This is a genomic window from Pantoea sp. YR525 (assembly GCF_900116775.1).
Classification (GTDB): domain Bacteria; phylum Pseudomonadota; class Gammaproteobacteria; order Enterobacterales; family Enterobacteriaceae; genus Pantoea; species Pantoea symbiotica.
The window spans coordinates 537,932-564,238 of sequence record NZ_FPBU01000002.1 but is presented as its reverse complement, the minus strand read 5'-3'; the positions used below and the strand labels follow the sequence as shown (position 1 = coordinate 564,238).

The 26,307-nt window shown below is 59.2% G+C and carries 24 protein-coding genes; 21 read left to right on the top strand and 3 right to left on the bottom strand.

Annotated features, from left to right (window positions below):
* Nucleotides 1-96: 96 nt before the first annotated feature.
* The 3 genes from BM323_RS06135 to BM323_RS06125 are packed head-to-tail and all read left to right on the top strand — an operon-like array spanning nt 97 to nt 4,555.
* On the top strand, nt 97-543 hold the full coding sequence (locus tag BM323_RS06135) for a GNAT family N-acetyltransferase (RefSeq protein WP_008105526.1): 447 nt from the start codon (nt 97-99) through the stop codon (nt 541-543).
* Nucleotides 544-558: 15 nt separating this feature from the next.
* Nucleotides 559-2,607 carry a hydantoinase/oxoprolinase family protein gene (locus BM323_RS06130; RefSeq protein WP_008105523.1) on the top strand — a complete coding sequence of 683 codons (2,049 nt, stop codon included), beginning with the start codon at nt 559-561 and terminating at the stop codon, nt 2,605-2,607.
* Between the two features lies 1 nt (nt 2,608).
* Complete coding sequence (locus BM323_RS06125; RefSeq protein ID WP_008105522.1) at nt 2,609-4,555, top strand: hydantoinase B/oxoprolinase family protein; 1,947 nt, start codon at nt 2,609-2,611, stop codon at nt 4,553-4,555.
* Between the two features lie 123 nt (nt 4,556-4,678).
* Here the strand turns inward: BM323_RS06125 and BM323_RS06120 are convergent, their stop codons facing one another.
* Both BM323_RS06120 and BM323_RS06115 read right to left on the bottom strand, forming a co-directional pair.
* Nucleotides 4,679-5,125: a transposase gene (locus BM323_RS06120; protein WP_008105520.1), complete on the bottom strand. Its 447-nt coding sequence runs from the start codon at nt 5,123-5,125 to the stop codon at nt 4,679-4,681.
* A 152-nt stretch (nt 5,126-5,277) separates the two neighbouring features.
* A complete protein-coding gene (locus tag BM323_RS06115; RefSeq protein WP_008105518.1) occupies nt 5,278-7,443 on the bottom strand; it encodes a bifunctional diguanylate cyclase/phosphodiesterase in 2,166 nt (721 codons plus the stop codon).
* Between the two features lie 309 nt (nt 7,444-7,752).
* Between BM323_RS06115 and phnF the strand changes: the two genes are divergently transcribed.
* From phnF to phnE (BM323_RS06050), 13 genes are all read left to right on the top strand, one after another.
* Nucleotides 7,753-8,469, top strand: a complete 717-nt coding sequence (gene phnF / locus BM323_RS06110; protein WP_008105516.1) for a phosphonate metabolism transcriptional regulator PhnF — start codon at nt 7,753-7,755, stop codon at nt 8,467-8,469.
* Nucleotides 8,466-8,912 carry a phosphonate C-P lyase system protein PhnG gene (gene phnG, locus BM323_RS06105; protein WP_008105514.1) on the top strand — a complete coding sequence of 149 codons (447 nt, stop codon included), beginning with the start codon at nt 8,466-8,468 and terminating at the stop codon, nt 8,910-8,912. Before phnF ends, phnG begins: the two co-directional genes overlap by 4 nt.
* Nucleotides 8,912-9,487 (top strand): phosphonate C-P lyase system protein PhnH, encoded by a 576-nt coding sequence (phnH, locus tag BM323_RS06100; RefSeq protein WP_008105512.1) that lies wholly within the window; start codon nt 8,912-8,914, stop codon nt 9,485-9,487. Before phnG ends, phnH begins: the two co-directional genes overlap by 1 nt.
* Complete coding sequence (locus BM323_RS06095) at nt 9,487-10,563, top strand: carbon-phosphorus lyase complex subunit (RefSeq protein ID WP_008105510.1); 1,077 nt, start codon at nt 9,487-9,489, stop codon at nt 10,561-10,563. The genes phnH and BM323_RS06095 overlap by 1 nt, the downstream gene beginning before the upstream one ends.
* Complete coding sequence (locus BM323_RS06090) at nt 10,556-11,404, top strand: alpha-D-ribose 1-methylphosphonate 5-phosphate C-P-lyase PhnJ (RefSeq protein ID WP_008105508.1); 849 nt, start codon at nt 10,556-10,558, stop codon at nt 11,402-11,404. The genes BM323_RS06095 and BM323_RS06090 overlap by 8 nt, the downstream gene beginning before the upstream one ends.
* On the top strand, nt 11,394-12,155 hold the full coding sequence (gene phnK / locus BM323_RS06085) for a phosphonate C-P lyase system protein PhnK (protein WP_008105506.1): 762 nt from the start codon (nt 11,394-11,396) through the stop codon (nt 12,153-12,155). Before BM323_RS06090 ends, phnK begins: the two co-directional genes overlap by 11 nt.
* Nucleotides 12,156-12,325: 170 nt before the next feature.
* On the top strand, nt 12,326-13,030 hold the full coding sequence (gene phnL / locus BM323_RS06080) for a phosphonate C-P lyase system protein PhnL (RefSeq protein ID WP_008105503.1): 705 nt from the start codon (nt 12,326-12,328) through the stop codon (nt 13,028-13,030).
* Complete coding sequence (phnM, locus tag BM323_RS06075; RefSeq protein WP_008105502.1) at nt 13,027-14,163, top strand: alpha-D-ribose 1-methylphosphonate 5-triphosphate diphosphatase; 1,137 nt, start codon at nt 13,027-13,029, stop codon at nt 14,161-14,163. The genes phnL and phnM overlap by 4 nt, the downstream gene beginning before the upstream one ends.
* Complete coding sequence (gene phnN / locus BM323_RS06070) at nt 14,163-14,693, top strand: ribose 1,5-bisphosphokinase (protein WP_008105501.1); 531 nt, start codon at nt 14,163-14,165, stop codon at nt 14,691-14,693. Before phnM ends, phnN begins: the two co-directional genes overlap by 1 nt.
* A gap of 164 nt (nt 14,694-14,857) precedes the next feature.
* Nucleotides 14,858-15,688 carry a phosphonate ABC transporter ATP-binding protein gene (phnC, locus tag BM323_RS06065; RefSeq protein ID WP_008105499.1) on the top strand — a complete coding sequence of 277 codons (831 nt, stop codon included), beginning with the start codon at nt 14,858-14,860 and terminating at the stop codon, nt 15,686-15,688.
* A 26-nt stretch (nt 15,689-15,714) separates the two neighbouring features.
* Entirely contained in the window at nt 15,715-16,641 is a 927-nt protein-coding gene (gene phnD / locus BM323_RS06060; RefSeq protein WP_008105497.1) for a phosphonate ABC transporter substrate-binding protein, read from the top strand.
* A gap of 83 nt (nt 16,642-16,724) precedes the next feature.
* Nucleotides 16,725-17,588, top strand: a complete 864-nt coding sequence (gene phnE, locus BM323_RS06055; protein ID WP_036648584.1) for a phosphonate ABC transporter, permease protein PhnE — start codon at nt 16,725-16,727, stop codon at nt 17,586-17,588.
* Entirely contained in the window at nt 17,585-18,469 is an 885-nt protein-coding gene (gene phnE, locus BM323_RS06050) for a phosphonate ABC transporter, permease protein PhnE (RefSeq protein ID WP_008105493.1), read from the top strand. Before phnE (BM323_RS06055) ends, phnE (BM323_RS06050) begins: the two co-directional genes overlap by 4 nt.
* Here the strand turns inward: phnE (BM323_RS06050) and BM323_RS06045 are convergent.
* The gene (locus BM323_RS06045; protein WP_008105492.1) at nt 18,423-21,011 is read right to left on the bottom strand and encodes an ATP-binding protein; all 2,589 of its coding nucleotides are present in this window, start codon (nt 21,009-21,011) and stop codon (nt 18,423-18,425) included. The genes phnE (BM323_RS06050) and BM323_RS06045 overlap by 47 nt on opposite strands.
* Before the next feature lie 144 nt (nt 21,012-21,155).
* On the opposite strand from BM323_RS06045, the gene BM323_RS06040 reads away from it, so the two are divergent.
* The 5 genes from BM323_RS06040 to BM323_RS06020 all read left to right on the top strand — a co-directional run bounded on the left by BM323_RS06040 (nt 21,156) and on the right by BM323_RS06020 (nt 26,307).
* Nucleotides 21,156-22,661 (top strand): sugar ABC transporter ATP-binding protein, encoded by a 1,506-nt coding sequence (locus BM323_RS06040; RefSeq protein ID WP_008105490.1) that lies wholly within the window; start codon nt 21,156-21,158, stop codon nt 22,659-22,661.
* 10 nt (nt 22,662-22,671) lie between these two features.
* Nucleotides 22,672-23,655 (top strand): ABC transporter permease subunit, encoded by a 984-nt coding sequence (locus BM323_RS06035; protein WP_008105488.1) that lies wholly within the window; start codon nt 22,672-22,674, stop codon nt 23,653-23,655.
* A gap of 95 nt (nt 23,656-23,750) precedes the next feature.
* The gene (locus BM323_RS06030) at nt 23,751-24,689 is read left to right on the top strand and encodes an ABC transporter substrate-binding protein (protein WP_008105486.1); all 939 of its coding nucleotides are present in this window, start codon (nt 23,751-23,753) and stop codon (nt 24,687-24,689) included.
* Nucleotides 24,690-24,751: 62 nt separating this feature from the next.
* A complete protein-coding gene (locus BM323_RS06025) occupies nt 24,752-25,435 on the top strand; it encodes a D-lyxose/D-mannose isomerase (RefSeq protein WP_008105484.1) in 684 nt (227 codons plus the stop codon).
* Nucleotides 25,436-25,446: 11 nt separating this feature from the next.
* Nucleotides 25,447-26,307: a ketose 1,6-bisphosphate aldolase gene (locus BM323_RS06020; RefSeq protein WP_008105480.1), complete on the top strand. Its 861-nt coding sequence runs from the start codon at nt 25,447-25,449 to the stop codon at nt 26,305-26,307.

Below are 26,307 nucleotides of genomic sequence, written 5' to 3'. Positions count from 1 at the left end.
CAAAATCGCTGCATCCTGCGCGTTAGCGGCCGTGCTTCAGTTTTCATGGTAAAACCAACCCCCTTACACTGATTCCAACCGTTACAAGGAGTTGTTATGAGCACACTCACCATTCCTGATCAGACCTGGCAGCGCGATGCCTTCACGCTCTCAACCGAGCGCGCCAGGCTGGATTTTGATTACATCCATCAACAGCTGACGGAAAAATCGTATTGGGCACAAGACCAGCCGCGCGCCAAAACCGAACGCGCTTTTGCTGGTTCATTGCCGTTCGGTCTGTATCACCAAAACCAGCAAATTGGCTTTGCGCGTTTGGTGACGGATTACACCCGTTTCGGCTGGCTGTGCGATGTGATGATTGATGAGAACTGGCGCGGTCACGGATTAGGCAGCTGGCTGGCAACGTGCGTGCGTGCGCATCCAGAGCTGGCGACGGTGCACCGCTGGATGCTCTCGACCAATGATGCGCATCCGCTGTATCAGCGCCTCGGCTGGCGCGTGGTGCAGGATCCGCAAAAACTGATGGAATTTCCTCCCTCCTGACACTGGAGTTTTCACATGGGTTACCGCGTTGGCGTCGATATTGGCGGGTCGTTCACCGATTTCGCCGTGCTGGATGAACACACCAATCAGATTCACACGTTGAAAGTGCTGTCGCGACCGGACCAGCCCGGCAGCGAAATCCTCACCGGGTTAACTCAATTGCAGCAGCGCGATGGCATCGATCCGCAACAGATTGACTACTTCACGCACGGCACCACCGTTGGTATCAATGCGGTGATCCAGCGACGCGGCGTAAAGCTGGCGCTGTTCTCCACCGAAGGGTTTTGCGATGTGCTGGAGCTGGCGCGCCTGAAGATCCCGCACATTCATGACTTGTTTTCGCGTCGCCCGGCACCGCTGATTTCGCGCGACCGGGTGTTTGCTATCAAAGAGCGCACCGATCGCCACGGCAACGTATTGACCGAGGTCGATCGGCAAAGCGTGCTGGATGCGATCAACGCCGCGCGCGAAGCCGGTTGTCAGGGGATTGTGGTGGCACTGCTGCACAGCTATCGCAACCGCCACAACGAAGCGGCGGTGAAAGCCATCATCAATCAACACGCGCCCGACTTGCTGACTTCCTGTTCCGCCGATATCTGGCCGATCATCCGCGAGTACGAACGCACCATCACCGCCACCATCAACGCCTACGTGCAGCCGATGGTGATCCATTATCTGGAATCGTTTGAGCGCGCGTTAAAAGAGAAAGGTGTGCGTCCTCCACCGCGCATCACCAAATCCAACGGCGGTGTGATGGGCGTCGAGCAGGCAAAAAGCGAGTGCGTGCAGATGGTGCTGTCCGGCACCGCATCGGGCGTAATCGGTGCCAGCTTCCTCGCCAGCGCCTGCGGCTTCGACAAAATCCTCAGCCTCGATATTGGCGGCACCAGCGCCGACGTGGCGGTGATCGTTGATGGCCAGGTCGCGCAGGGCAACGGCGAAATCATCGGTGATTTCCCAATCTACATTCCGTCTGTGGCGGTGACGTCAGTTGGGCAGGGCGGCGGTTCGCTGGCGTGGATTGATAATCAGGGCGTGCTGCAAATGGGGCCGGACAGCGCCGGATCGCTGCCGGGCCCGGTGTGCTTTCAGCGCGGCGGCACGCAGCCAACCGCCACCGATGCTTTTGCCGCCTGCGGCATGATTGGTCACGGCGATCTCGGCTACAACGCGGTGCAGGTGGATGTCGCCGCCGCGCGCGCAGCGTGGCAGCCGCTGGCGGATTCGCTCGGCATCAGCGTTGAAGAGACCGCCGAAACCGCCATCGAGCTGGCGATCTCCAGCATGTATGGCGACACCAGCGGCTTGCTGTCACGCTTCGGGCTCGATCCGCGTGAATTCTGGTTCCTCGCCTTTGGCGGTGCGGGCCCGATGATGGGCTGCTTCCTCGCACGTGAGCTAAACATGAAAGGGGTGATTGTGCCGCCGACGCCGGGCGTGCTGTCAGCGCTTGGTGGCTTGGTGGCGGATATTCGTAACGACTTTATCCGCACGCTGTATAGCGATCTTGATGCTTCGCTGGCGGATCGTCTGGCGACCGAAGCCGAGGCGCTGAGCCAGCGTGCGCGTGACTGGCTCAGCAGCCAGCACGGCGCGCATATGCCGTTCACGCTGCACTACAGCGCCGACATGCGCTATCGCGGCCAGTCATTTGAAATCGAAGTGGCGCTCGAGCCGCAGTGGCTGGCGCAGGCCAATGTCACGGCGTTGCATGATGCCTTTGATCGCCAGCATCAGCAGCTGTTTGGTCACTTTGATGCCGACGCGCCGGTGCAGATTATCAATCTGCGTTTGGTGATCGCCTCGCCCACGCCGAAACCGATGCTCAATCAGCTGGCCGCCGCCGATGCGCCGGTTGAAGTGGCGCAGCAGGTTAGCGCGTGGATCGATGGCGCGGCGCATCAGGTGGATGTGGTGTTGCGCGCCACGCTGCGCGCCGGGCATCAGCTGATCGGCCCAGTGATTGTGGCGCAGGATGACTGCACCACCTGCGTGCCGCCCAACATGAAAGTGGATGTGGATAGCTTTGGCAACCTGCTGATCACGCCGGTGGAGGCGAACTAACATGGCGATTGACGGACGTAACCTGCAAATTCTGGCCAACTACTGCGCGGCCGCCGCCGATGCGATGGCCTTCACCTTGATGCGCACTGCGCACTCCACTTTCGTCAAAGAGACGGAAGATTTTTCCTGCCAGATTGTCAGCCGCGACGGCCTGGCGTTCGCCTCACCGCGCAGCTTCGGCGCGCCCTGGTACAGCGGCATCGATTACGGCCCGGTGCTGGCGCTGATCGACAGCTACGAAGAAGGCGATATCTGCATCACCAACGATTCCTACGCCGGTAACGTCGCCACGCACTCGCCGGATATCCATATCTGGAAACCGGTGTTTCATGGCGGCGAGATTGTCTGCTTTGTGGTGGGGCACATTCACAACACCGATGTCGGCGGCGCGGTGCCCGCGTCTTTATCCCGTTCGCTCACCGATATCGTGCAGGAAGGGATTCGCATTCCGCCGCTGAAAATTGTGCGCCACGGTGAACTGAATGAAGAGGTGGCGCGCATCATGCGCCTCAACGTGCGCGCGCCGGAGCAGAACTGGGGCGATTTCAAAGCGCAGATTGCCTCGGTTAACGTCGGTGAACGCAAAATCCACGACATCATTGCGCGCTTTGGCGTCACCGATTTTCTGCAAGGTATTGAAGGGATTCTCGATTACGCTGAAGCGCAGGCGCGCAGCATTATCAAGACCATTCCGGATGGCGAATACTTCTATGCTGATTTCGCCGATGAAGATGGCGAAGGCGGTTTCCCGTGCCGCGTGGCGATCACCTTGCGCGTCAGCGGCGACACGCTGGAACTCGATTACACCGGCAGCGATCCGCAGCTGGCTTCGTCGCTGAACATGCCAACCGGCGGACGCGAGCGTCATCCACTGGCGCTGGTTGGCGTGACGTATGTGCTCTCGACGCTGGATCGTAACCTGCTGCTCAACGCCGGTACCTTGCGGCCAACGCGCGCCATTCTGCCGCCGGGCACGGTGATGAACTGCGAAGCACCGGCGGCGGTCGGCATGCGCTCGCTGACTTGTGCGCTGTCGCAAATCGCCACGCTCGGCGTATTTTCGCAGGCGATCCCCGATCGCTTACCGGCGAATTCGCCGGGCGGTAACTCGATCATGAACATCCGCACTACCGACAGCGCCAACCGTAGCGTGGTGGCCTCGCTCGGCCCGGTCGGCGGCGGGGCAGGTGGCACGCCGCGCCACGATGGCCCGGACGGATCGGGCGGCTTATCGGCGTTCCTGAAAAACACGCCGATTGAGATTAATGAAGCGGAAGTGCCAATCCATTTCCATCGCTACGGCTTAGCCGCCGACAGCGCCGGAGCCGGGCGCTATCGCGGCGGTTTAGCCACCGAGATGGCGTTTGAAGTTTTTGCGCCGAATACCACGGTGACGGCGCGTAACCGCAACCGGTCGGTGTTCGCTTCGGCGGGCGTGCTGGGCGGCGAATCCGGCGGCCTTTCGCACTTCCGCACGCTGCGTAACGGCACCGCGATTGAACATGGCAACACCGACGTAATTCACTGCCAGCCGGGCGATATCGTCGAAGTGCGCGGACCCGGCGCGGGTGGGTACGGTTTGCCGGTGGAGCGCGATGTGCAGCAGGTAGTGCAGGATGTGCGCTGTGGGTTTGTCTCTGAGCAAGTGGCGCGAGATAGTTATGGCGTGGCGCTGCGCGAGGGTGAGATTGATGAGGTGGAAACCGCGCGACTTCGGGCTGAGATGCGATCTTCGGCGGCGCAGCATTTTGATCACGGTATGGCGCGCAGTGCGTTTGAAGCGATCTGGACGCCGGAGCGCTATCGCGTGCTGACGGCATTTTTGGCCGCCGCGCCGGTGAGCTGGCGGCATTTCCTTAAGCAGCAGGTGTTTACGGCGGTGGCCGCAGACAGTGATGCGTCGATGGATGTTATTTTCGCGGATCTCAGAGGGCGTTATTCGGTGTGACGTTTCGGCAAGGTCGCCATAAATGGCGACCCTACAAAAGCTCCGCTTATCGCCATAAATACAGACGTCACACACCTTCGTAGGGTCGCCATTTATGGCGACCTTGCTAACAACCGCACAACCTCAACCATTCACATACAACCGATCCCATTCCCACTGTTTCGGATTGTTTTCAATATATTTTCTGAACGCCAGTAACTCCCTCTCATCCCGAATCACACGATCATAAAAACTGCGTTGCCACACCTTCACACCTGTTTCACGCGTAATCTCGGCTTTAAACCAATTAACAATATTTAGCAGGGTTCTCTGTGCGCTTTCATTCAGCCAAATAATGCCATGCAGGTGATTCGGCATCAGGACAAAGGCATCGAGGATGATTGAAGTATCGCGCTGGGGTAAAGCCCGCCAGGTTTTGATGACGTAATCACCAATTGAAGTCAGACAGAATTCCGCTGCGATAAATTGACCAAATAAAGGTGCGCGGCGATAGCAAACCAGCGTGATGAAATACGCGCCATTAGCGCGGTAATTATGATGTTTTAATCGCGGATATTTGCGGTTTTTCATAATGGCCTCCTTGCCGGAATGATTTTGCAGCATGTCTGGCTAGAGGGCGATGACGGGATGTGAAACCTGAGGGACGTATTAAGAATAATTTATACGGCGCGGCGGGATTATTGGCCAGGTCGCCATAAATGGCGACCCTACGGAGATGTCACTCACATCATCTTCTCAATCTCACTAAACGGCACCGCGTGGCTAAACAAATACCCTTGCAGCTGATTGCAGCCCGCATCGGCCAGCGCGTTTTTCTGGCCTTCGGTCTCGACGCCTTCGGCGGTCACCGTTAAGCCCATCGCGTGGCCCAACCGCACCACTGATTCAACAATCGCGGTAGAGTTCTGCGCCACGCCCAGCGACTGGGTAAAGGATCGGTCGATTTTGATTTTGTCCACCGGGAAGGTGCTGAGGTAGTTAAGGCTCGAATAGCCGGTACCAAAATCATCCAGCGCGATACGGAAACCGGCTTCGCGCAGCGCGATGATGCTGTTGCGCGCCTCGTGTTCATCCTCAATCAGCACGCCTTCGGTGATCTCCAGCTCCATGCGTCTAGGATCGGCGCCTTCTTCCTGCACGATATGAATGATGCGCTCGACAAAATTCACCGCGCGGAACTGCACTGGCGAGACGTTCACCGCCATCACAATATCCGGCAGCTTCAGCGCGGTTTTGCAGGCTTCGCGCAGCACCCATTCGCCGAGCGGAATGATCATGCCGGTCTCTTCGGCGATGGCGATGAAATCACCCGGCGAAACGTCGCCGCGCATAGCGTGATGCCAGCGCAACAGCGCTTCCAATCCCACCACATGCTGACCGCTGATATCCATTAACGGCTGATACCACACCGCTAATCCCTCAAATTTCACCAGCGCCTGACGTAAATCCGCCGCCATCTGCTGGCGAGTGCGCAGCGATTCATCCATCACTTTTTCGAACTGGCGATACTGGCCGCGCCCGTGATTCTTGGCGTCATAAAGCGCGATATCCGCTTTGCGCATCAGCTCCATTCGATCAATGCCATCCTTCGGTGCCAGCGCCAGACCGACGCTAACGCCAACCCACAGCTCGCTGCCGACCAGCTGATACGGCTCGCTCAGGCGGCTGATGATACGTTTCGCCAGCGATTGCACCTGACCAATATTCTCCACATCCGGCATCACGATGATGAACTCGTCGCCTCCAATACGACCCACTGTATCGCTGGCGCGCACAATCTCATTGAGTCGGCGCGCCACCTCAATAATCAGCTCATCACCAGCGTGATGACCGTAGGTATCATTGATATTTTTGAAGCGATCGAGATCCAACAGCAGCAGCGCCACGCGCTGATCGTGGCGTCCGGCCACCGCTAGCGCCTGGGTTAAGCGATCTTCCACCAGTGAACGATTCGGCAAACCGGTTAACACATCATGAAAGGCCAGATGCTGTGCCTGCGCTTCACTGGCACCGAGTTTTAAGAGCGACTGCGACAGCTTGAGTGACGAGGTCCAGATGCGCCGCACCATCACCAAACACAGCACGGTAATCAGCAGCACCGACAACAAAGTAGAAGGGCCAATGGTGCGCATCATCTGCGCGCCGGGTTTATCCGGATTCCAGCTGAGATAGCCGACCGGATCGCCCTGTTGTGAATTCAGCAGAAAGCGCGCTTTGGTTTCTCCTGCCGGTTCGCTGTCGCTGAAATGCAGCTGGCGCAGCTGGCTGCGATCGGCAAGGTTGCGCAGATAGCCGTCATCGAGAAACTTAATGCTCACCAGACGATAGCGCCCGGCCTGTTTGGTGCTGCTGATATCGCCCACCGCCAGCGCGGCAGCGCGTTGGCCGATACGCACGAAATCGGCGTGATCGGTCGGGCCCGCCGCCACATCGCTGTTTTGCACCAGCGGGCTGTTCAGCATGTCCTGCAGATAAGGGCCGATGCGCTTGTCCGGCACCGGCTGGCCGTTGCGCCACACGTTGATCAACTGATTGTCGCGATCCAGTAGCACCACCAGCTGGTGATCAAACATGTCATACAGCCAACCGCCGACATTTTGCGTCAGCCAGCTTTGGTCGGGATGCGGCGACGCCAGCTGATCGGCCAGCGGCGACCAGCGCGTCAGGCTTCGCAGCTGGCGCAGATGTTCCGTCAGGCTCTGGGTAAAGGAAGCCTCGATCATGCGCTGTTGCTGATCGCGCGCTTCGTTATTGGTTAATGATGTCCCCCAGAACAGACCCACGCCCGCGCCGACAAAGGTAAGCAGCAAAATTGCCATCAGCGGCAAAATTACTTCACGAACAAAGTTGCGGCGAAAACCATCCGATAGTTTTATTGCGTTAATCATTTTAAGGTGAGCCTGACAAGAAGGATTCATCTTTTAACTTAGCAGAACATCCGCAGGCTGTATCCTGTAAGGGTGTTGAAATCACGATGTAAATAAGTGGTAAATTTTTGAACACTGTCACAAAGAGAACAGTTAAAAATAATTTATTAAAACCGCTGCCGTTTCGCTGTGATTCTGCTGCCCTAAAGCAAATTCATCCGCCCGTCATTGAGCCGTCACGGCGCTGTCATCTGACATGCGCAATGTAATCGCCATCCCGCAGCAAGCCCGCTGCGTTCCTCAACCAATGCGAATGAGGTATTGAGCGTGATGGAGATATCCAGACATCCGACCACTGTGTATCAGGCCGTTGCCGCCCAACTGGAGCAGGCGCTGCAGGAGCGCTATCGCTGCGGCGACTATCTGCCTTCCGAGCAGCAGCTGGCCGATCACTACGAAGTGAATCGTCACACCTTGCGCCGCGCGGTTGACGAGCTGGTCAACAAAGGCCTGCTGCAACGGCGTCACGGTGTCGGCATTTTGGTGCTGATGCGTCCTTACGATTATCCGCTGCATGCGCAAGCCCGCTTCAGCCAGAACCTGATGGAGCAGGGCAGTCATCCCACCAGCGAACGTCTGCTGGCGGTGCTGCGTCCGGCGAGCAGCGATGTGGCGAGCGCGCTGGGTGTGAACGAAGGCGACAACGTCATTCACTTGCGCACGCTGCGCCGCGTCAATGGCGTGGCGGTGTGCGTCATCAACCACTTCCTGGCGGAACTCAGCTGGTGGCCGGCGCTGCAGCAGTTTCACAGCGGTTCCTTGCACGATTTTATGCAGCAGCAGCTTGGCCTGAGCCTGACGCGCAGCCAAACCCGTATCAGCACCCGTCGCGCACAGGCCAAAGAGTGCAAGCAGCTGGAGATTGCGCTGCAGTCGCCGCTGCTGTGCGTACGCACCCTGAATAAACACAGCGACGGTCAGGTAGCGGAATACTCCGTCAGCCTGACGCGTGGCGACATGATTGAACTGACTCTGGAGCACGAATGACACAGCAAACAGCCCGCCAGCATTGGCTCTCGGTGCTGGCGCACAGCGATGCCAACCAGCTTGAGGCGCACTGGCAACCGTTACGCCTCAACGCCGATTTTGAACGCATCCGCCCGGCAGAAACCGGCTTAACCCGTTTGCAGGCGCGCATGGGCGGCAGCGGCAAACGCTTCGTGATGGGCGATGCCACGGTAACGCGCGCGGTGGTGAAACTGCACGACGGCACGCTCGGCTTTAGCTACGTGCTGGGGCGCGACAAAGCGCACGCCGAACGCTGCGCGCTGATTGATGCGCTGCTGCAACAGCCGGAAACCCAGGCGCTGTTGCAGGAAAAATTGATTGCCCCGCTGGCGGCACTGCGTGAAGAGCAGCGTCAGCTGCGCGCGCGTGAAATCGCCAGCTCCAAAGTGGATTTCTTTACGCTGGTTCGCGGAGATAACTGATGACTTTACTGGCAAGTTTTAACCATCCGGTGGCTGATGCCCAACGTGCCTTTCGCCGCATTTTAAAAGCGATGAGCGAGCCGGGCGTGATGGTGTCGCTGCCGCTGCAACAGGGCTGGGGCGATCTCTCGCCGGCGGCCACGGCGGTGCTGCTGACGCTGGTCGATCAGGAGAGCGCATTGTGGCTGGATAATCGCATTGATAATGAGGTGGTGCGCAGCAACCTGCGTTTCCATACCGGTGTGCCGATTGTCGATGAGCGCGATGCCCCCTTTGCGCTGACGCACGCGGCGGCCAATCCCGATCCGGCGCTGTTCGCCTCTGGCGACAACATGTCCCCGGAAAAAAGCACCACGCTGATTGTGGAAGTGCCATCACTGAGCGGCGGTTTAACGTTGCGTCTTTCTGGTCCCGGCTTACGTGAATCACGTGCCATTGCGCCGCAGCTGCCGGAAGCGATTCTGCATTATTTGCGTGAGCGTCCGCATCCGTTCCCACAGGGCGTGGATCTGATTTTCACCTGCGGTGAAGCGATGATGGCGCTGCCACGCACCACCGACGTGGAGGTGTGCTGATGTATGTTGCGGTAAAAGGGGGCGAAAAGGCGATTGCCAGCGCCCATGAGCTGCAGGCCGATCTGCGTCGTGGCGATCGCGAAGTCGCTGAACTGGGCTGCGATCAGGTCGCGCAACAGTTGGGTTTAGCCGTTGATCGCGTGATGACCGAAGGCGGCATCTACGATCCGCAGCTGGCGGCCTTAGCGATTAAACAGGCAAGCGGCGATTTGGTGGAAGCGATCTTCCTGCTGCGCGCCTATCGCACCACGCTGCCGCGCCTCGCCGACAGCCTGGCGCTGGCAACCGCAGAGATGCGCCTCGAACGCCGAATCTCCGCCGTCTACAAGGATCTGCCGGGCGGCCAGGTTCTCGGCCCAACTTACGATTACAGCCATCGTCTGCTCGATTTCACCCTGCTGGCAAACGGCGAAACGCCCGCTGCACCGCGTGACGATCAGGCGCTGCCCGAACGCTGTCCGCACGTGTTCAGCATGATGACCGCAGAAGGATTAGCGGCACGTGAAGAGGATGACGGCAGCGAGCCGTGCGACATCACCCGCGAACCGCCAGGTTATCCAGCCACGCGTGCCGCACGGCTGCAACAGCTGGTGCGCGGCGACGAAGGTTTCTTGCTGGCGCTGGGCTACTCGACGCAGCGCGGCTACGGCCGCAACCATCCGTTCGCCGGAGAAATTCGCACTGGCTATCTCAGCGTCTCCATCTGCCCGGAAGAGCTGGGCTTTGAGATTGAGATTGGCGAAATCCTGCTGACCGAATGCGAGATGGTCAACGGCTTCACCACCGAAACCAGCAGCGCGCCGCACTTTACGCGCGGTTACGGCCTGGTGTTTGGTCGCTCCGAGCGCAAAGCGATGGCGATGGCGCTGGTGGATCGCGCGCTGCAGGCGCCAGAGTACAACGAACGCATTGCCGGTCCGGCGCAGGACGAAGAGTTTGTGCTGTCGCATGCCGACAACGTGGAAGCGGCGGGCTTTGTCTCGCATCTGAAACTGCCGCACTACGTCGATTTCCAGGCGGAGCTTGAGCTGCTGAAACGGCTACGCCAACAGCATCAGGAGCAGAACCATGAGTGAGTTAACCGGCTACAACAACGGTTATCTGGATGAGCAGACCAAACGCACCATCCGCCGCGCGATTCTGAAAGCGGTGGCAATTCCAGGTTATCAGGTGCCGTTTGCCGGACGCGAAATGCCGATGCCTTACGGCTGGGGCACCGGCGGCATTCAGATCACCGCCAGCATCATTGGCGATGCCGATGTGCTGAAGGTGATCGATCAGGGCGCGGATGACACCACCAACGCGGTATCGATTCGTCGCTTCTTCCAGCGCGTCAGCGGCGCGGCCACCACCGAAGCTACCCGTGACGCCACGCTGATCCAGACGCGTCACCGCATTCCGGAAACGCCGCTCGAAGAAGATCAGATCCTGATTTTCCAGGTGCCGATCCCCGAGCCGCTGCGCTTTATCGAGCCGCGTGAGACTGAAACCCGCACCATGCACGCGCTGGAGGAGTACGGCATCATGCAGGTGAAGCTGTATGAGGATATCGCCCGCTACGGCCACATCGCCACCACTTACGCTTATCCGGTGAAGGTCAACGATCGCTACGTGATGGATCCGTCGCCAATCCCCAAATTCGACAACCCCAAGATGCACATGATGCCGGCGCTGCAGCTGTTTGGTGCCGGGCGTGAGAAACGCATCTATGCGCTGCCGCCGTACACCAAAGTGGAAAGCCTCGACTTCGACGATCACCCGTTCAGCGTGCAGCAGTGGGAAGAACCCTGCGCGCTGTGCGGTTCGCGCCACAGCTACCTCGACGAGGTGGTGATGGATGACGCCGGTACGCGCATGTTTGTCTGCTCCGATACCGATTTTTGCCACCAGCAGCAGGAACAACAGCATGCACAGTGAACAGCCGCTGCTTGCGGTCAACAATCTCACTCACCTTTACGCGCCCGGCAAAGGCTTTGAAGAGGTGAGTTTTGAGCTCTATCCCGGCGAAGTGTTAGGCATCGTTGGCGAATCCGGATCCGGTAAAACCACCTTGCTGCGCAGCCTGTCGGCACGCCTGGCGCCGCAGCAGGGCAACATTCTCTATCGCGCGCAGGATCTCTATCAACTGAGCGAAAGCGATCGCCGCCGCTTGCTGCGCACCGAATGGGGCGTGGTGCATCAGCATCCGCTTGACGGTTTGCGTCCGCAGGTGACAGCGGGCGGCAATATCGGCGAGCGGTTGATGGCGGTGGGCCAGCGTCATTATGGCGATATCCGTAAAGAAGCGATGCGCTGGCTGCAGGATGTGGAGATCCCTGCTAATCGCATCGACGATCTGCCCACCACGTTCTCGGGCGGCATGCAGCAACGTTTACAGATTGCGCGCAACCTGGTAACGCAGCCGACGCTGGTGTTTATGGATGAACCGACCGGCGGGCTGGATGTGTCGGTGCAGGCGCGCCTGCTGGATCTGCTGCGCACGCTGGTACGCGAGCTGAATCTGGCGGTGGTGATTGTGACGCACGATCTCGGCGTGGCGCGGTTGCTGGCGCATCGCCTGCTGGTGATGAAGCAGGGCCGCGTGGTGGAGAGCGGGTTGACCGATCGGGTGCTGGACGATCCGCATCATCCGTATACGCAACTGCTGGTTTCATCGGTGCTGAGTTGAGATGAACAAGGTCGCCATAAATGGCGACCCTACGACGAGCCCAATTTCGCCGGTCGCCATAAATGGCGACCCTACGACGTGCCCAATGCAACCGTATTGCCCGTAGGGGCGCCATTTATGGCGACCTTCTCGAAGACCAGCACAACTATCAAAACCATCAGGACATCACTATGCAACCTTTACTGCGCGTAGAGCATCTGAGCAAAACCTTTGTGCTGCACAACCAAAGCAGCGCCGCGCTGCCGGTATTGCAGGACGCCAATCTTGAAGTCAGCGGCGGCGAATGCGTGGTGCTGCATGGCCGCTCCGGCAGCGGAAAATCCACGCTGCTGCGTGCGCTGTACGGCAACTATCAGGCCAACAGCGGCCACATCTGGCTACAACATCAGGGCGAATGGATCGACATGGCCAACGCGCCCGCGCGGCAGATTCTGGCAATTCGCTGTCACACTGTCGGCTGGGTCAGCCAGTTTTTGCGCGTCATTCCACGCGTGCCGACGCTGGAGATCGTCATGCAGCCGCTGCTGGAGCGCGGCACCGAGCGCGCCTTCTGCGAGAAGCGCGCCAAAGAGCTGCTGACGCGCCTTAACGTGCCGGAGCGTTTGTGGTCGCTGGCACCGTCCACCTTCTCCGGCGGCGAGCAGCAGCGCGTCAACATCGCGCGCGGCTTTATCGCCGACTATCCGGTGCTGTTGTTGGATGAGCCGACCGCCTCGCTCGACAGCGCCAACAGCGCCGCAGTCGTTGAACTGATTGAACAGGCGCGCGCCCGTGGTGCCGCCATTGTCGGAATTTTCCATGACGAAGCGGTGCGCGAACGCGTAGCCGATCGCCTGCACGTCATGCAGCCAATGAAAGCAGGAGCAGAAGCATGATCATTAATAACGTCCGGCTGGTGCTGGAGCAGGCCGTGGTGGCGGGTTCACTGGAGATTCGCGACGGGCGCATCGCCAGCTTTAGCGACAGCGTCAGCCAGTTGCCGGGCGCGCTGGATGGCGAAAACGCCTTCCTGCTGCCGGGTTTGGTGGAGCTGCACACCGATAATCTCGACAAGTTCTTCACGCCACGCCCCAAAGTGGATTGGCCGGCGCACTCGGCGATGAGCAGCCACGATGCGTTAATGGTTGCCAGCGGCATCACCACGGTGCTGGACGCGATTGGCGTCGGCGACGTGCGCGATGGCGGGCATCGCATTGAAAACCTTAATAAGATGATTGAGGCGATTCAGGATAGCAATCGCAAAGGCATTAACCGCGCCGATCACCATTTGCATCTGCGCTGCGAGCTGCCGCATCACACCACGCTGCCACTGTTTGAGAAGTTGATGAACACGCCAGAGCTGTCGCTGGTGTCGCTGATGGATCACTCGCCGGGTCAGCGTCAGTACGCCTCGCTGGAGATGTATCGCACCTATTATCAGGGCAAATATCAGCTTAACGACGAGCAGATGGATCAGTTTGAGCGTGAGCAACTGGCGCTGGCCGCCGAGTTCTCCACGCCGAATCGCAACGCCATCTCCAGTTTGTGCCGTTCGCGCGGTATTCCGATCGCCAGCCACGACGATGCTACGGCGGCGCACGTGGCTGAATCCCATGACGTCGGCAGCGCCATTGCCGAATTCCCTACCACGCTGGAGGCAGCACGCGCCTCGCGCGAGTGCGGCATGCAGGTGCTGATGGGCGCGCCCAATATCGTGCGCGGCGGTTCGCACTCCGGCAACGTGGCGGCGGCGGATCTTGCCAGCCACGGCCTGCTGGATATTCTCTCCTCCGACTACTATCCCGCCAGCTTGCTGGATGCGGTGTTCCGCCTGGTTGCTGATGAACGCAACACGCTGACGTTACCGCAGGCGGCTGCGCTGGTGACCAGCAATCCTGCGCGGGCGATAGGTCTGCACGATCGCGGACGCATCGCTGAAGGACTGCGTGCCGATTTAGTGCTGGCGCATACCGAACATGGTCATTCGCACATTCGTCACGTCTGGTCGCAAGGCAAGCTGGTGTTCTGATGGCGCGCCTGATCTGGCTTACCGGGCCTTCGGGCTCGGGAAAAGACAGCCTGCTGAACGCGCTGCGCGAGGCGCCGCCGGAGAATCTGCTGATTGCCCATCGCTACATTACGCGCGCCGCCGATGCGGGCGGCGAGAACCATGTGGCGCTGAGTGAAGCCGAGTTCCGACGGCGCGAGGCGCTGGGCTTGTTCGCCGTGAGCTGGCAGGCGCACGGCATGTATTACGGGCTGGGCGAGGAGATCGATCTGTGGCTGGCACGCGGACTAAATGTGCTGGTCAACGGTTCGCGCCTGCATCTGCCGATTGTGCAGCAGCATTACGGCACGCAGCTGCTGCCGCTGGTGTTGCAGGTTTCACCTGCGGTGCTGGAAGCGCGATTGCGACAGCGCGGGCGCGAGTCGCAAGCGGATATAGAAAAACGGCTGGCGCGCGCCACCGAACCGCTGCCCGCACATTGTCATGCGTTGAATAACGATGGCGCGTTGAGCGACACCCTCGAGCATCTGCGCCAGCTGATTACCCCGTAGGGTCGCCATTCATGGCGACCTGGTGCGTTGCATGCATTAACGGACGGTCGCCATGAATGGCGACCCTACGGTGTCACCGTTTAATCATTTTACTGTCATCAAGCTTTCATCCGTTTTGCCCGTAATAGCGGGCAATCAACACCTCAGAAGAGATGGAGTGCAACATGGCTCAGGCATTACTGAAAACCGTCGTCGACAACCCTTACCCGCACGTTACAGGGCAGGGCAACAAGGTGTTGTCGGTGCAGGGATTGTGCAAAACCTACGGCGCCAATCAGGTGCTGGATAACGTCAGCTTCGATCTGCATGCGGGCGAGTTGGTAGCGGTGATTGGCCGCTCAGGCGCAGGCAAATCGACACTGTTACACATGCTGAACGGCACCATCAGAGCGTCGCAGGGCGCGATCCTCAGCAATCGCCACGGCGAAGTGGATCGCGATGTGGTTACGCTGAATAGCCGGCAGATGCGCGAATGGCGCACCGAATGCGGCATGATTTTCCAGGACTTTTGTCTGGTGCCACGTCTTGATGTGCTGACCAACGTGCTGCTCGGTCGTTTGAGCCAGACCTCGACGCTGAAATCGTTCTTCAAAGTCTTCTCCGAAACCGACCGCGCTCGCGCTATCGAACTGCTGCAGTGGATGAACATGCTGCCGCAGGCGTTGCAGCGTGCGGAAAACCTCTCTGGCGGCCAGATGCAGCGCGTGGCGATATGCCGGGCATTGATGCAGAACCCGCGCATTTTGCTGGCCGACGAACCGGTGGCGTCACTCGATCCAAAAAACACCAAACGCATCATGGATGTGCTGCGTCAGGTGAGCGAGCAGGGCATCAGCGTGATGGTAAACCTGCACTCCATCGAACTGGTTAAAAGCTACTGTACCCGCGTGATCGGCATTCAGCGCGGCAAAATCCTGTTCGATGGACATCCTTCCCAGTTGACCGACGGCCTGATGCATGAGCTGTACGGCGACGAAATTAACCAGCTCCACTAACTCCCACAGCAAGAGAAAACCTAAGAATGAAACTGACTTCTTTAGCTTTACTGACTATTGCGATGGCATTTGGCGCAAACGCAGCGGATGCACCAAAAGAGTTGAACCTCGGGATTCTTGGCGGCCAGAACGCCACGCAGCAGATTGGTGATAACCAATGTGTGAAAGATTTCTTCGACAAAGAGTTGCAGGTGGATACCAAACTGCGCAACTCGTCTGACTATTCAGGCGTAATTCAGGGCTTGCTGGGCAACAAAATCGACCTGGTGCTGAGCATGTCACCGGCTTCATTTGCCTCGGTTTACCTGCAAAACCCGAAAGCGGTGGACGTGGTGGGCATCGTGGTGGACGACAAAGACGGTTCACAGGGTTATCACTCGGTGGTGATCGTTAAAGCTGACAGCCCGTACAAAAAGCTGGAAGACCTGAAAGGCAAATCGTTCGGCATGGCCGATCCCGATTCAACTTCTGGCTTCCTGATGCCGAACCAGGCGTTCAAGAAAGAGTTCGGCGGTACGGTTGACGATAAGTACAACAACACCTTCTCCAGCGTCACCTTCTCCGGCGGCCACGAGCAGGACATCCTCGGCGTGCTGAACGGTCAGTTCGAAGGCGCGGTAACCTGGACGTCACTGATTGGCGACCGTGAAACCGGTTATACCTCGGGTGCTTTTGGCCGTTTGATTCGCATGGATCATCCTGACCTGATGAAGCAGATCCGCATCATCTGGCAGTCGCCGCTGATCCCGAACGGCCCGATTCTGGTGAGCAACAACCTGCCCGCTGACTTCAAAGCGAAGGTGGTGGCCACCATCAAGAAACTGGATAAAGAAGATCACGGCTGCTTTGTTAAAGCGGTTGGCGGTACCCAGCACATCGGCCCGGCTACCGTGGCGGATTATCAGAACATCATCGATATGAAGCGTGATTTGATGAAAGGTACGCGCGGTTAAGCCTTCACAACGGTGCGCATTAATGCGCACCTTACATTGTAGGGTCGCCATTCATGGCGACCTGGTTACACAGGAATCCCCCCTTGACCGATTTTGAACACTACTACCAACGCATCCGCCGCCAGCAAAAGCGCGACTCGCTGCTGTGGTCGCTGCTGTTGCTGGCGCTCTATCTGGCCGCGGGCAAGATGGCGGAATTTAACCTGCTTACCGTTTGGCAGTCGCTGCCACACTTTTTTGACTACATCGGTGAAACTCTGCCGGTGCTGCATTTGTCATTACTGTTCGCCGACGGCAAAACTGAAGGCTCGCTGGCCTATTGGGGCTATCGCTTACACTTTCAGCTGCCGCTGATCTGGGAAACCTTGCAGCTGGCGCTGTCGTCCACCATCGTGGCGGTGGCCGTTGCCGGTGTGCTGGCGTTTTTCGCCGCCGATAACACCCAAACGCCGCGCAGCCTGCGTGTGGCGATCCGCGCCTTTGTCGCCTTCCTGCGTACCATGCCGGAACTGGCGTGGGCGGTGATGTTCGTGATGGCGTTCGGCATTGGCGCTATTCCCGGCTTCCTCGCGCTGGCGCTGCATACTGTCGGCAGCCTGACCAAACTGTTTTACGAAGCGATTGAGAGCGCCTCAGATAAACCAGTGCGCGGCCTCGCGGCGTGCGGTGCCAGCAAACTGCAGCGCATGCGCTTTGCCTTCTGGCCGCAGGTCAAACCGACATTTCTCTCCTACAGCTTTATGCGTCTGGAAATCAACTTCCGCTCCTCAACCATCCTTGGTTTGGTCGGCGCGGGCGGTATCGGGCAAGAGCTGATGACCAATATCAAACTCGATCGTTACGATCAGGTCAGCATCACGCTGTTGCTGATCATTGTGGTGGTGTCGCTGCTGGATACGCTGTCCGGCTGGCTGCGTCGCCGCGTAGTGGAAGGAGACACAGCATGATCGCCTTAGCGCCGGATGTCGCCAAACTCAAGCAGGAGCATGTTGCCCTGTTTGCCGCGCAGAACCGCTATCTGCGCCGCGTTGCGCTGGTGGCGCTTGCCATCGCGCTCTATTACCTGTTCTTCTTCGAATTCTTTGGCATTGAGTGGAGCCGTTTTCTCATTGGCTGCCAGCAGCTCAGCCGCTATTTCCTGCGTATGTTTGTCTGGCAGGATTTCCTCAACTGGCCGTTTGCTTACTACTTCACGCAGGTCGGGATTACGCTGGCGATTGTGTTCTCCGGCACGCTAACTGCATCGCTGATTGCGCTGCCGGTCTCGTTCCTCGCAGCGCGCAATGTGATGCACGATCCGGTTACGCGACCGATTTCACTGGTGGTACGCCGCGTGCTGGATGTGCTGCGCGGCATCGACATGGCGATTTGGGGGCTGATCTTCGTGCGCGCCGTCGGCATGGGACCGCTGGCCGGCGTGCTGGCGATTGTGATGCAGGATGTCGGCTTGCTCGGCAAACTCTATGCCGAAGGTCACGAAGCGGTGGAGCGCTCGCCGAGTCGCGGCCTGAGCGCGGTCGGCGCGAACAGCCTGCAGAAACATCGCTACGGCATTTTCACCCAGTCGTTCCCGACCTTCCTCGCGCTCAGCCTGTATCAGATTGAGTCCAACACCCGCTCAGCGGCGGTATTGGGCTTTGTCGGCGCAGGTGGTGTGGGTCTGGTGTATGCCGAGAACATGCGTTTATGGAACTGGGATGTGGTGATGTTCCTGACCCTGATTCTGGTGGCGGTGGTGATGATCATGGATGTTGTCTCCAGCAAGCTGCGTAAGCGTTACATCACGGGGAAAGGGGTGCCGTTGTGGCAGCCTGCCGCGCGCGACTAAGCCGTTCACTGCGCTGCCAGGCGCGCTCCAGCGCCTGCATCAGCTGCGCCTGATGCCAGGGTTTCGCCAGCCGCTCACACAGCGGCAGCGTCACCTGCGTCTGGCGCAGATCCTGACCGCTGATCAACACTGTTGCCAGATGTGGCCACTGCGCCTGCGCCTGACGAATCACATCCGCGCCGTTAATGCCGCCCGGCAGCATCAAATCACTAATTAGCAACTCAATATCCGGCGTCTGGCGCAGCAGCGTCAGCGCGCTTTCGCCGTCGCCACACTCCAGCGTCAGATAACCCAGCTGATGCAGATGTTCGCACAGCGTTTGTCGCACCGTCGGTTCATCATCCAGCACCAACACCAGCCGATCGTTGCTGGCCTGCGGCACCAGCGGCGGCGGCACGCTAAGCGGTTGTGCCGCTTCAGGCGCGCGCGGCAATAACAGCCGCACGGTGGTGCCTTGGCCGGGCGCGGTTTCCAGCTCGATCTGCCCGCCGGATTGGCGCACAAAGCCATATACCATCGATAAGCCCAAACCGCTGCCGCTGCCGATCGCTTTGGTGGTGAAGAACGGCTCGAAGACCTGTTCACGCACCTCCGCCGACATGCCGCAGCCGTGATCGATCACTTCAATGGTGACGCGATCGCGCTTGCCGTCGGCTTCCTGTTTGCGCTGATTCCAGATTCGCAGGCGGATTTCGCCGCTCTGCTGCGCCATCGCGTCGCGCGCGTTGACCACCAGATTGATCAGCGCATTCTCCAACTGTCCGGCATCGATCCACGCTGGCCAGCCGGGACGTTGCGCATCGATTACCAGTTGCTGGCCGGGCAAAAGTGCGTGTTGCAGCAGCGAATGCAAATTATCCACCAGTTCCACCACCGACACCGCGCGCGGATAGAGCGCCTGCTTGCGCGAGAACGCTAGCAAACGCTGCGTCAGCTGCGCCGCGCGGTCGGCAGCCTGACGCGCACGATCGATACGGCTGGCGAGCGTGCCGGGCGGCAGCTGATCGACGGTTAACGCCAGGCTGCCAATTATCACTGCCAGCAGATTATTGAAGTCGTGCGCCAGTCCGCCGGTTAGCTGTCCAACCGCTTTCATCTTCTGGCTGTGCAGCAGCGCCTCTTCTAACGCCTTGCGCGTGGTGCGTTCCAGCACGGTATTCACCATGCCGCGCCGTGGCACCGGGCTGAAGCGCAGCTCCAGCGTGCGTCCATCCGCCAGCCGCACTTCCTGCGCATCGGCTAAGCCGTTGAGCTCAACATCAACGCGTTTTAATAGCTGTTGATAGTGCAAACCGCGATGCAGTTCGCGCGGCGCAATGCCGAGCAGCTCGGCATATTGCGCATTCCACACCACCAGCTGGCCGCTGTTATCAAACAGCGCAAAGCCGTCGCGCATGGCGAGAAAGGTTGATTCCAGCTGGTTGCTTTTCTCTTTTAGCAGGCGCGAGGTGTGCGCCAGCGACGCGGTATTGCGCGCAAACACGTTGAAGGCGCGCGCCAGATCGCCCAGCTCATCGCGCCGCGCCAAACCCGGCACGTTGACGCTTTTCTCACCCTGCGCCAGCCGAGTCATGGCATGGGCGATGGCGGTGAGACTCGAACCGAGGTTGCGGTAGATGTAGTAACCGGCGTAACCGGTGATCAGCAGCGCCAGCAGCATAAACAGGCCGATAAAGCCGATGATCGAATCCAGCTCTTCATGGGTTACCGCGCTGCGTGCGTCGCTCTGCTGCGCCACCAGCTGCACGTAATGGGTGATGTCGTCGTTGAGCATCGCCACCAGCGCTTTGATGCGATAAGTGGCGTAGGCGATGGCGATATCACTCTGTTCCAGCTGCTGCGCCACCGGCTGCAAATCAGTACTGGTGGCGATCAGCCGCTGCACCTGCGTATTCAGCACGCCGTTGAGCCTCAACGCTTGCCACTGGCGCAGCACCGATTGCAGCTGCTGCACTGCGGCCTGCGGCGCGCTGGATTGAATCGCCACGCTGAATAAGCTGTGAGTTTGCTGGCGCAGCGCGGCGGAAGGGGAATCAGCGTGCGTTAGCAGGTCAATGCGATTAAGTAACAGCTGCGATTGCCACAGCCCGCTAAGCATCACGTTGCGCTGCAGATGGCGCTGATGCCCGGCGCGCAGCAATTGGTTGATGGTCTGTTCCAGCATCTGGCTGCGCTCGCGGATGCGCGTCAGCAGCTGCGGCTGCTGCGACGCCAGCGGCGCATTCGCCAGTAAGCTGAGCGACCGCTGCAGCTCTTGCTGCGTTTGCTGCAGGCGCGCCGATTCACTCTGATACTCCAGCGCACCCACCACCTGCGATAAACGCACTGCCGCGATTGCCACATTGGCGGTATCGCGCGCCAGCGCCAGGCTGCCGTTCATATCGGCCAGCGTTTGTGCCTGCGCCTGTTCCTGAATGTGACCTGCGTGGCGAAATCCAAAAATCGCTACCAGGCTCACCGCCAGCGTCACCGACATCACCAGCAGATTAAACAGCAGCAGGCGACTGCGCGCGCCCGCGTGCCAGTGCAGACTGTGACTCATGGCTGTCACTCCTTACCGCTCAACTGCTGGCGAGTATAGAAGCGCGATCGGGGCGAAATATGACAAATATGAATGGCCGCTGACATTTTCCATTTATCTAAGGAGGCTTTACTCGCTGCAACCTTTGCCAGCAGGAGCCTCGTTATGGCGACAGCACCGATATTAGAAATGCGCGCGATCACCCGACGCTTCGGCAACTTCTATGCGCTGAAGAGCGTCGATCTTACGGTCTGGCCCGGTGAAGTGCATGCGCTGATGGGCGAAAACGGCGCGGGCAAAAGTACATTGATGAAAATTCTGGCCGGTGCTTATACCGCCAGCAGCGGGGAAATCCTTATCGACGGCCAGCCGTACACCATTAAAGGCCCAAAAGAGGCGTTGGCGGCGGGCATTACCTTGATTTATCAGGAGATCAATCTGGCACCCAATCTGACGGTGGCGGAGAACATCTTTCTCGGCAGTGAAATCACCCGCGCGGGTCTGGTGAAGCGTCGCCAGATGGCGGAAGAGGCGCAGCGAGTGATTGATCGTTTGGGCGCGCAGTTCAGCGCTACCGATCTGGTTAGTCGCCTGAGCATTGCCGAGCAGCAGCAGGTGGAAATCGCCCGCGCGCTACATCGCAACAGCCGCATTCTGGTGATGGATGAGCCGACTGCCGCACTCTCGAACCGGGAAACCGAGCAGCTGTTTGCGCTGATTAAACGTCTGCGCAGCGAAGGGATGGCGATCATCTACATCAGCCATCGCATGGCGGAAGTGTATGAGCTGTCGGATCGCGTCAGCGTGCTGCGCGACGGGCAGTACGTCGGCAGCCTGACGCGCGAGCAGCTCAATGCCAGTGAGCTGGTGCGCATGATGGTCGGGCGTCCGCTCAGCGATCTGTTCAATAAAGATCGCAACATTCCACTCGGCGACATCCGTCTCGCGGTCAATCACCTGTGCGACAAACACAAAGTGCATCCCAGCAGCCTCTCGGTGCGGGCCGGTGAGATCGTCGGGCTGGCGGGGCTGGTCGGCGCCGGGCGCAGCGAGCTGGCGCAGCTGATTTTTGGCGTGCATCAACCGAGCGGCGGCGAGATCTGGATCGACGGGGAAAAAGTGCAGATTCACTCGCCGCGTGACGCCATTGCGCGCGGCATCGGGTTTCTCACCGAGAACCGCAAAGAGCAGGGCTTGTTTCTTGAACTGGCGGCGCAGGACAACATTGTGATGGCGACGCTGGAGCGCGATGCCAGCTACGGGCTGCTGAACCGGCGTAAAGGGCAGAAGATCGCCAGCGAGGCGATTGATGCGCTCAACATCCGCGTGCCGCATGCGCAGGTGCGCGCGGGCGGCTTGTCCGGCGGCAATCAGCAGAAGCTGCTGATTTCACGCTGGGTGGCGATTGCGCCGCGCATCCTGATTCTTGATGAGCCGACGCGCGGCGTTGATGTCGGCGCCAAGAGCGAAATCTACCGCATGATGCAGCAGATGGCGCAGCAGGGCGTGGCGATTTTAATGATCTCCAGCGAGTTACCGGAAGTGGTGGGCATGAGCGACCGCGTCTATGTGATGCGTGAAGGCGCCATCGCCGGTGAGTTGAGTGGGGCAGAGATTAGCCAGGAAAACATTATGACACTGGCCACCGGCGCGCAGCCGGTTCAGGCCTGAGGAGAGCGCAATGACCAGTGAATCCGCACGCGTAAAAAGTCCAACGCTAAAGCGCGCGTTAATGAGTGACCTGCTGCAAACCGTCGGCATCCTGCCGATTCTGATCCTGATCGTGGCGGTGTTCGGCTTTGTCACGCCGAACTTCTTCACCGAGGGCAATCTGCTCAACATTACGCGTCAGGCCTCGATCAACATCGTGCTGGCGGCGGGCATGACCTTTGTCATTCTCACCGGCGGCATCGATTTGTCGGTGGGATCGATGCTCGGTACCACGGCGGTGGTGGCGATGGTGGTGTCACTCGATCCGGCGTTTGCGTCACTGACGATTCCGGCGGCGTTAGGTGCTGGGCTAATTATGGGCTTGTTCAACGGCATTCTGGTGGCGTGGGCAGGGCTGCCGCCCTTTATTGTCACGCTCGGCACCTATACCGCGATGCGCGGCGCGGCTTATCTGCTGGCGAACGGCACCACGGTGATTAACTCCGACATCAACTTTGAGTGGATAGGCAACGGCTATCTCGGGCCGGTGCCGTGGCTGATCATCATCGCCTTTGCGGTGATTGCGCTGTGCTGGTTCATTCTGCGTCGCACCACCTTAGGTGTGCACATTTATGCGGTCGGCGGCAACGTGCAGGCGGCGCGCCTGACCGGCATCAAAGTTAGCGTGGTGCTGCTGTTTGTCTACGCCATGAGCGGTTTGCTATCTGGGCTGGCCGGATTGATGAGCGCCTCGCGGCTCTACAGCGCCAACGGTAACCTCGGCGTTGGCTATGAGCTGGATGCGATAGCGGCGGTGATCCTCGGCGGCACCAGCTTTGTCGGTGGTATCGGCACCATTACCGGCACGCTGATTGGTGCGCTGATCATCGCCACGCTGAATAACGGCATGACGCTGATGGGTGTCTCCTATTTCTGGCAGTTAGTGATCAAGGGCGCGGTGATCATTATCGCGGTGTTGATCGATAAGTACCGGACGCGGCATCACGTGGGTTGAGTTGTTACCAGGTCGGCATGAATGCCGACCCTACAAGTAAGCAGGGGCGTCAGTTATGGCGACCATAAAAACCAAAAAGCAGGAGAACATCGACTATGCGTTTTAATCCGATTCTAACCGGACTGCTGGCGGCTACGCTTCTGAGCGCGCCATTGGTGCAGGCCAAAGAGCTGAAATCCATTGGTGTGACCGTCGGCGATCTCGCCAACCCGTTCTTCGTGCAGATCACCAAAGGTGCGGAGCTGAAGGCGCGCGAGCTGGCGGGTGACAAGGTCAACGTAACGCTGGTCTCCAGCGGCTATGATCTCGGTCAGCAGGTAGGGCAGATTGATAACTTCATCGCCGCCAAAGTAGACATGATTATCCTCAACGCCGCCGATTCCAAAGGCATCGCGCCCGCGGTAAAACGTGCGCGTGATGCCGGGATTGTAGTGGTGGCGGTCGACGTGGCGGCAGACGGCGCTAACGCCACTATCACCTCCGATAACACCGCCGCCGGTGCCATGGCGTGTAAATACATCTCCGACCGCCTGAAAGCCAAAGGCAACGTGGTGATCATCAACGGACCGCCAGTTTCTGCGGTACAGAACCGTGTGGAAGGCTGCATGAACGAGCTGAAAACCCATCCGGACATCAAGCTGCTCTCCTACAACCAGAACGCCAAAGGCAGCCGCGAAGGTGGCCTGGAAGTGATGACCGGCCTGCTGTCGGCTAATCCGAAGATTGATGCCGTGTTCGCGATTAACGACCCAACCGCGATCGGTGCCGATCTGGCGGCGAAACAGGCGCAGCGCAATGAATTCTTTATTGTCGGCGTCGATGGATCGCCAGACGGTGAAGAGGCGCTGAAGCGCAAAGGCTCGCTGTTCGTGGCAACGCCAGCGCAAGACCCGCAGGTGATGGCGGCGAAAGCGGTGGAGATTGGCTACGACATCCTGCAGGGCAAACCCGCGCCAGATAAGCCGGTACTGATTCCGGTGACGATGATCGATCGTAACAGCGTTAGCAGTTACAAGGGCTGGACGGTGAAGTAAGCCCACACAGATGTAGGGTCGCCATTCATGGCGACCTGAACCCCATAACGTGAGGAGCTTTCATGCAACGCTCAGAAGTGAATGCGATCCTACAACGCACCCGCGAATTCTTTATGCGCCAGGATGTGCATCTGCCGCCTTGGGCCGATTACGGTCTCAGCCAGTGGCGCGCGCTCGATAAACATGACGCCGATGAACTGCTGGCGCTGCACCTCGGCTGGGATGTCACCAGCTTTGGCGCTGACGATTTCAATCAAACCGGTTTAACCCTGTTCACATTGCGTAACGGTTCGCGCGGTGGCCAGCCGTGGGCTAAACCTTACGCCGAAAAGATCATGCACGTGCGCGAAGGGCAGGTCACGCCGATGCATTATCACCCGCAAAAGATGGAAGACATTATCAATCGCGGCGGCGGCAATCTGATCGTCACGCTGCATAACCGCGCGGGCAATCAGCTGGCCGATACGGCGGTCAACGTTACGCTGGATGGCATCCGCCAAACCCACGCCGCCGGTTCGCAGCTGCGTTTATCGCCGGGCGAAAGCGTCACTTTGCTGCCGGGCATCTGGCACAGCTTTTGGGGTGAAGAGGGCTACGGCGACGTGCTGGTGGGCGAAGTCTCAATGCCCAACGACGACGAACATGACAACGTGTTTCTCACCCCGCTGGCGCGCTTTAATCCACTTGATGAAGATGAAGAACCGCGCTGGCTGCTGTGTAACGAATATCACCGCTGGCTGGCCTAAAGGAGCCTGATATGGCACTGATTTCCCTGGCGCAGGGTTTGGCCCATGCGCAACAGAACGGCTACGCGCTCGGCGCGTTTAACGTCCTCGACACCCATTTTCTGCGCGCGCTCTATCAGGCGGCTGAGCGGCAGCGCTCGCCATTTATCATCAGCATTGCCGAAGTGCATTTCAAGTATGTCAGCCTCGAACATCTGGTCGCCGCCGTGCGCACCGAAGCGGCGCTGCACGATATTCCGGTGGTGCTGCATCTCGATCATGGCCTGCACTTTGAGGCGGTGATGCAGGCGATTCGCCTTGGCTTCACCTCGGTCATGTTCGATGGCTCGACGCTCAGCTACGAGGAAAACGTACGCCAGACGCGCGAAGTGGTGAAGATGTGCCACGCGCTTGGCGTTTCGGTGGAAGCCGAACTCGGTGCGGTGGGCGGCGATGAAGGCGGCGCGCTGTTTGGCGAGGCTGACAGCGATAAATTTACCGACCCGGCGCAGGCCGCTGATTTTGTACACGCCACTGGCATTGATTGCCTGGCGGTGGCGATTGGCAATGCGCACGGCAAATACAAAGGCGAACCCAAACTCGACTTCGACCGGCTGGCAGCGATTCGCTCGACGGCTGGCATTCCGCTGGTGCTGCATGGCGGCTCCGGAATTAGCGATGCGGACTTCCGCCGCGCCGTCAGCCTCGGCATCAACAAAATTAACTTCTACACCGGCATGTCGCAGGCGGCACTCGGCGCGATTGAAGCGCAGATTACCCAGCGCGATGCGCGTTACGACTCCTTTGCCGAATTGCTGATGGCGGTGGAACGCGACATCGCCAACGTGGTGGCGCAGCAGATGCAGGTATTTGGCAGCGCCGGGAGGGCCTGA

Excerpts from the sequence above, each read along its gene's own strand:
- BM323_RS06090 (WP_008105508.1), top strand. The coding sequence starts at position 10,556 with ATGAGTGAGTTAACCGGCTACAACAACGGTTATCTGGATGAGCAGACC.
- phnD (WP_008105497.1), top strand. The coding sequence starts at position 15,715 with ATGAAACTGACTTCTTTAGCTTTACTGACTATTGCGATGGCATTTGGC.
- BM323_RS06115 (WP_008105518.1), bottom strand. The coding sequence starts at position 7,443 with ATGATTAACGCAATAAAACTATCGGATGGTTTTCGCCGCAACTTTGTT.
- BM323_RS06020 (WP_008105480.1), top strand. The coding sequence starts at position 25,447 with ATGGCACTGATTTCCCTGGCGCAGGGTTTGGCCCATGCGCAACAGAAC.
- BM323_RS06025 (WP_008105484.1), top strand. The coding sequence starts at position 24,752 with ATGCAACGCTCAGAAGTGAATGCGATCCTACAACGCACCCGCGAATTC.
- BM323_RS06120 (WP_008105520.1), bottom strand. The coding sequence starts at position 5,125 with ATGAAAAACCGCAAATATCCGCGATTAAAACATCATAATTACCGCGCT.
- phnM (WP_008105502.1), top strand. The coding sequence starts at position 13,027 with ATGATCATTAATAACGTCCGGCTGGTGCTGGAGCAGGCCGTGGTGGCG.
- BM323_RS06130 (WP_008105523.1), top strand. The coding sequence starts at position 559 with ATGGGTTACCGCGTTGGCGTCGATATTGGCGGGTCGTTCACCGATTTC.
- BM323_RS06040 (WP_008105490.1), top strand. The coding sequence starts at position 21,156 with ATGGCGACAGCACCGATATTAGAAATGCGCGCGATCACCCGACGCTTC.
- phnG (WP_008105514.1), top strand. The coding sequence starts at position 8,466 with ATGACACAGCAAACAGCCCGCCAGCATTGGCTCTCGGTGCTGGCGCAC.
- phnC (WP_008105499.1), top strand. The coding sequence starts at position 14,858 with ATGGCTCAGGCATTACTGAAAACCGTCGTCGACAACCCTTACCCGCAC.
- BM323_RS06135 (WP_008105526.1), top strand. The coding sequence starts at position 97 with ATGAGCACACTCACCATTCCTGATCAGACCTGGCAGCGCGATGCCTTC.
- BM323_RS06035 (WP_008105488.1), top strand. The coding sequence starts at position 22,672 with ATGACCAGTGAATCCGCACGCGTAAAAAGTCCAACGCTAAAGCGCGCG.
- phnE (WP_008105493.1), top strand. The coding sequence starts at position 17,585 with ATGATCGCCTTAGCGCCGGATGTCGCCAAACTCAAGCAGGAGCATGTT.
- BM323_RS06045 (WP_008105492.1), bottom strand. The coding sequence starts at position 21,011 with ATGAGTCACAGTCTGCACTGGCACGCGGGCGCGCGCAGTCGCCTGCTG.
- phnL (WP_008105503.1), top strand. The coding sequence starts at position 12,326 with ATGCAACCTTTACTGCGCGTAGAGCATCTGAGCAAAACCTTTGTGCTG.
- BM323_RS06125 (WP_008105522.1), top strand. The coding sequence starts at position 2,609 with ATGGCGATTGACGGACGTAACCTGCAAATTCTGGCCAACTACTGCGCG.
- phnF (WP_008105516.1), top strand. The coding sequence starts at position 7,753 with ATGGAGATATCCAGACATCCGACCACTGTGTATCAGGCCGTTGCCGCC.
- phnK (WP_008105506.1), top strand. The coding sequence starts at position 11,394 with ATGCACAGTGAACAGCCGCTGCTTGCGGTCAACAATCTCACTCACCTT.
- BM323_RS06095 (WP_008105510.1), top strand. The coding sequence starts at position 9,487 with ATGTATGTTGCGGTAAAAGGGGGCGAAAAGGCGATTGCCAGCGCCCAT.
- phnN (WP_008105501.1), top strand. The coding sequence starts at position 14,163 with ATGGCGCGCCTGATCTGGCTTACCGGGCCTTCGGGCTCGGGAAAAGAC.
- BM323_RS06030 (WP_008105486.1), top strand. The coding sequence starts at position 23,751 with ATGCGTTTTAATCCGATTCTAACCGGACTGCTGGCGGCTACGCTTCTG.
- phnH (WP_008105512.1), top strand. The coding sequence starts at position 8,912 with ATGACTTTACTGGCAAGTTTTAACCATCCGGTGGCTGATGCCCAACGT.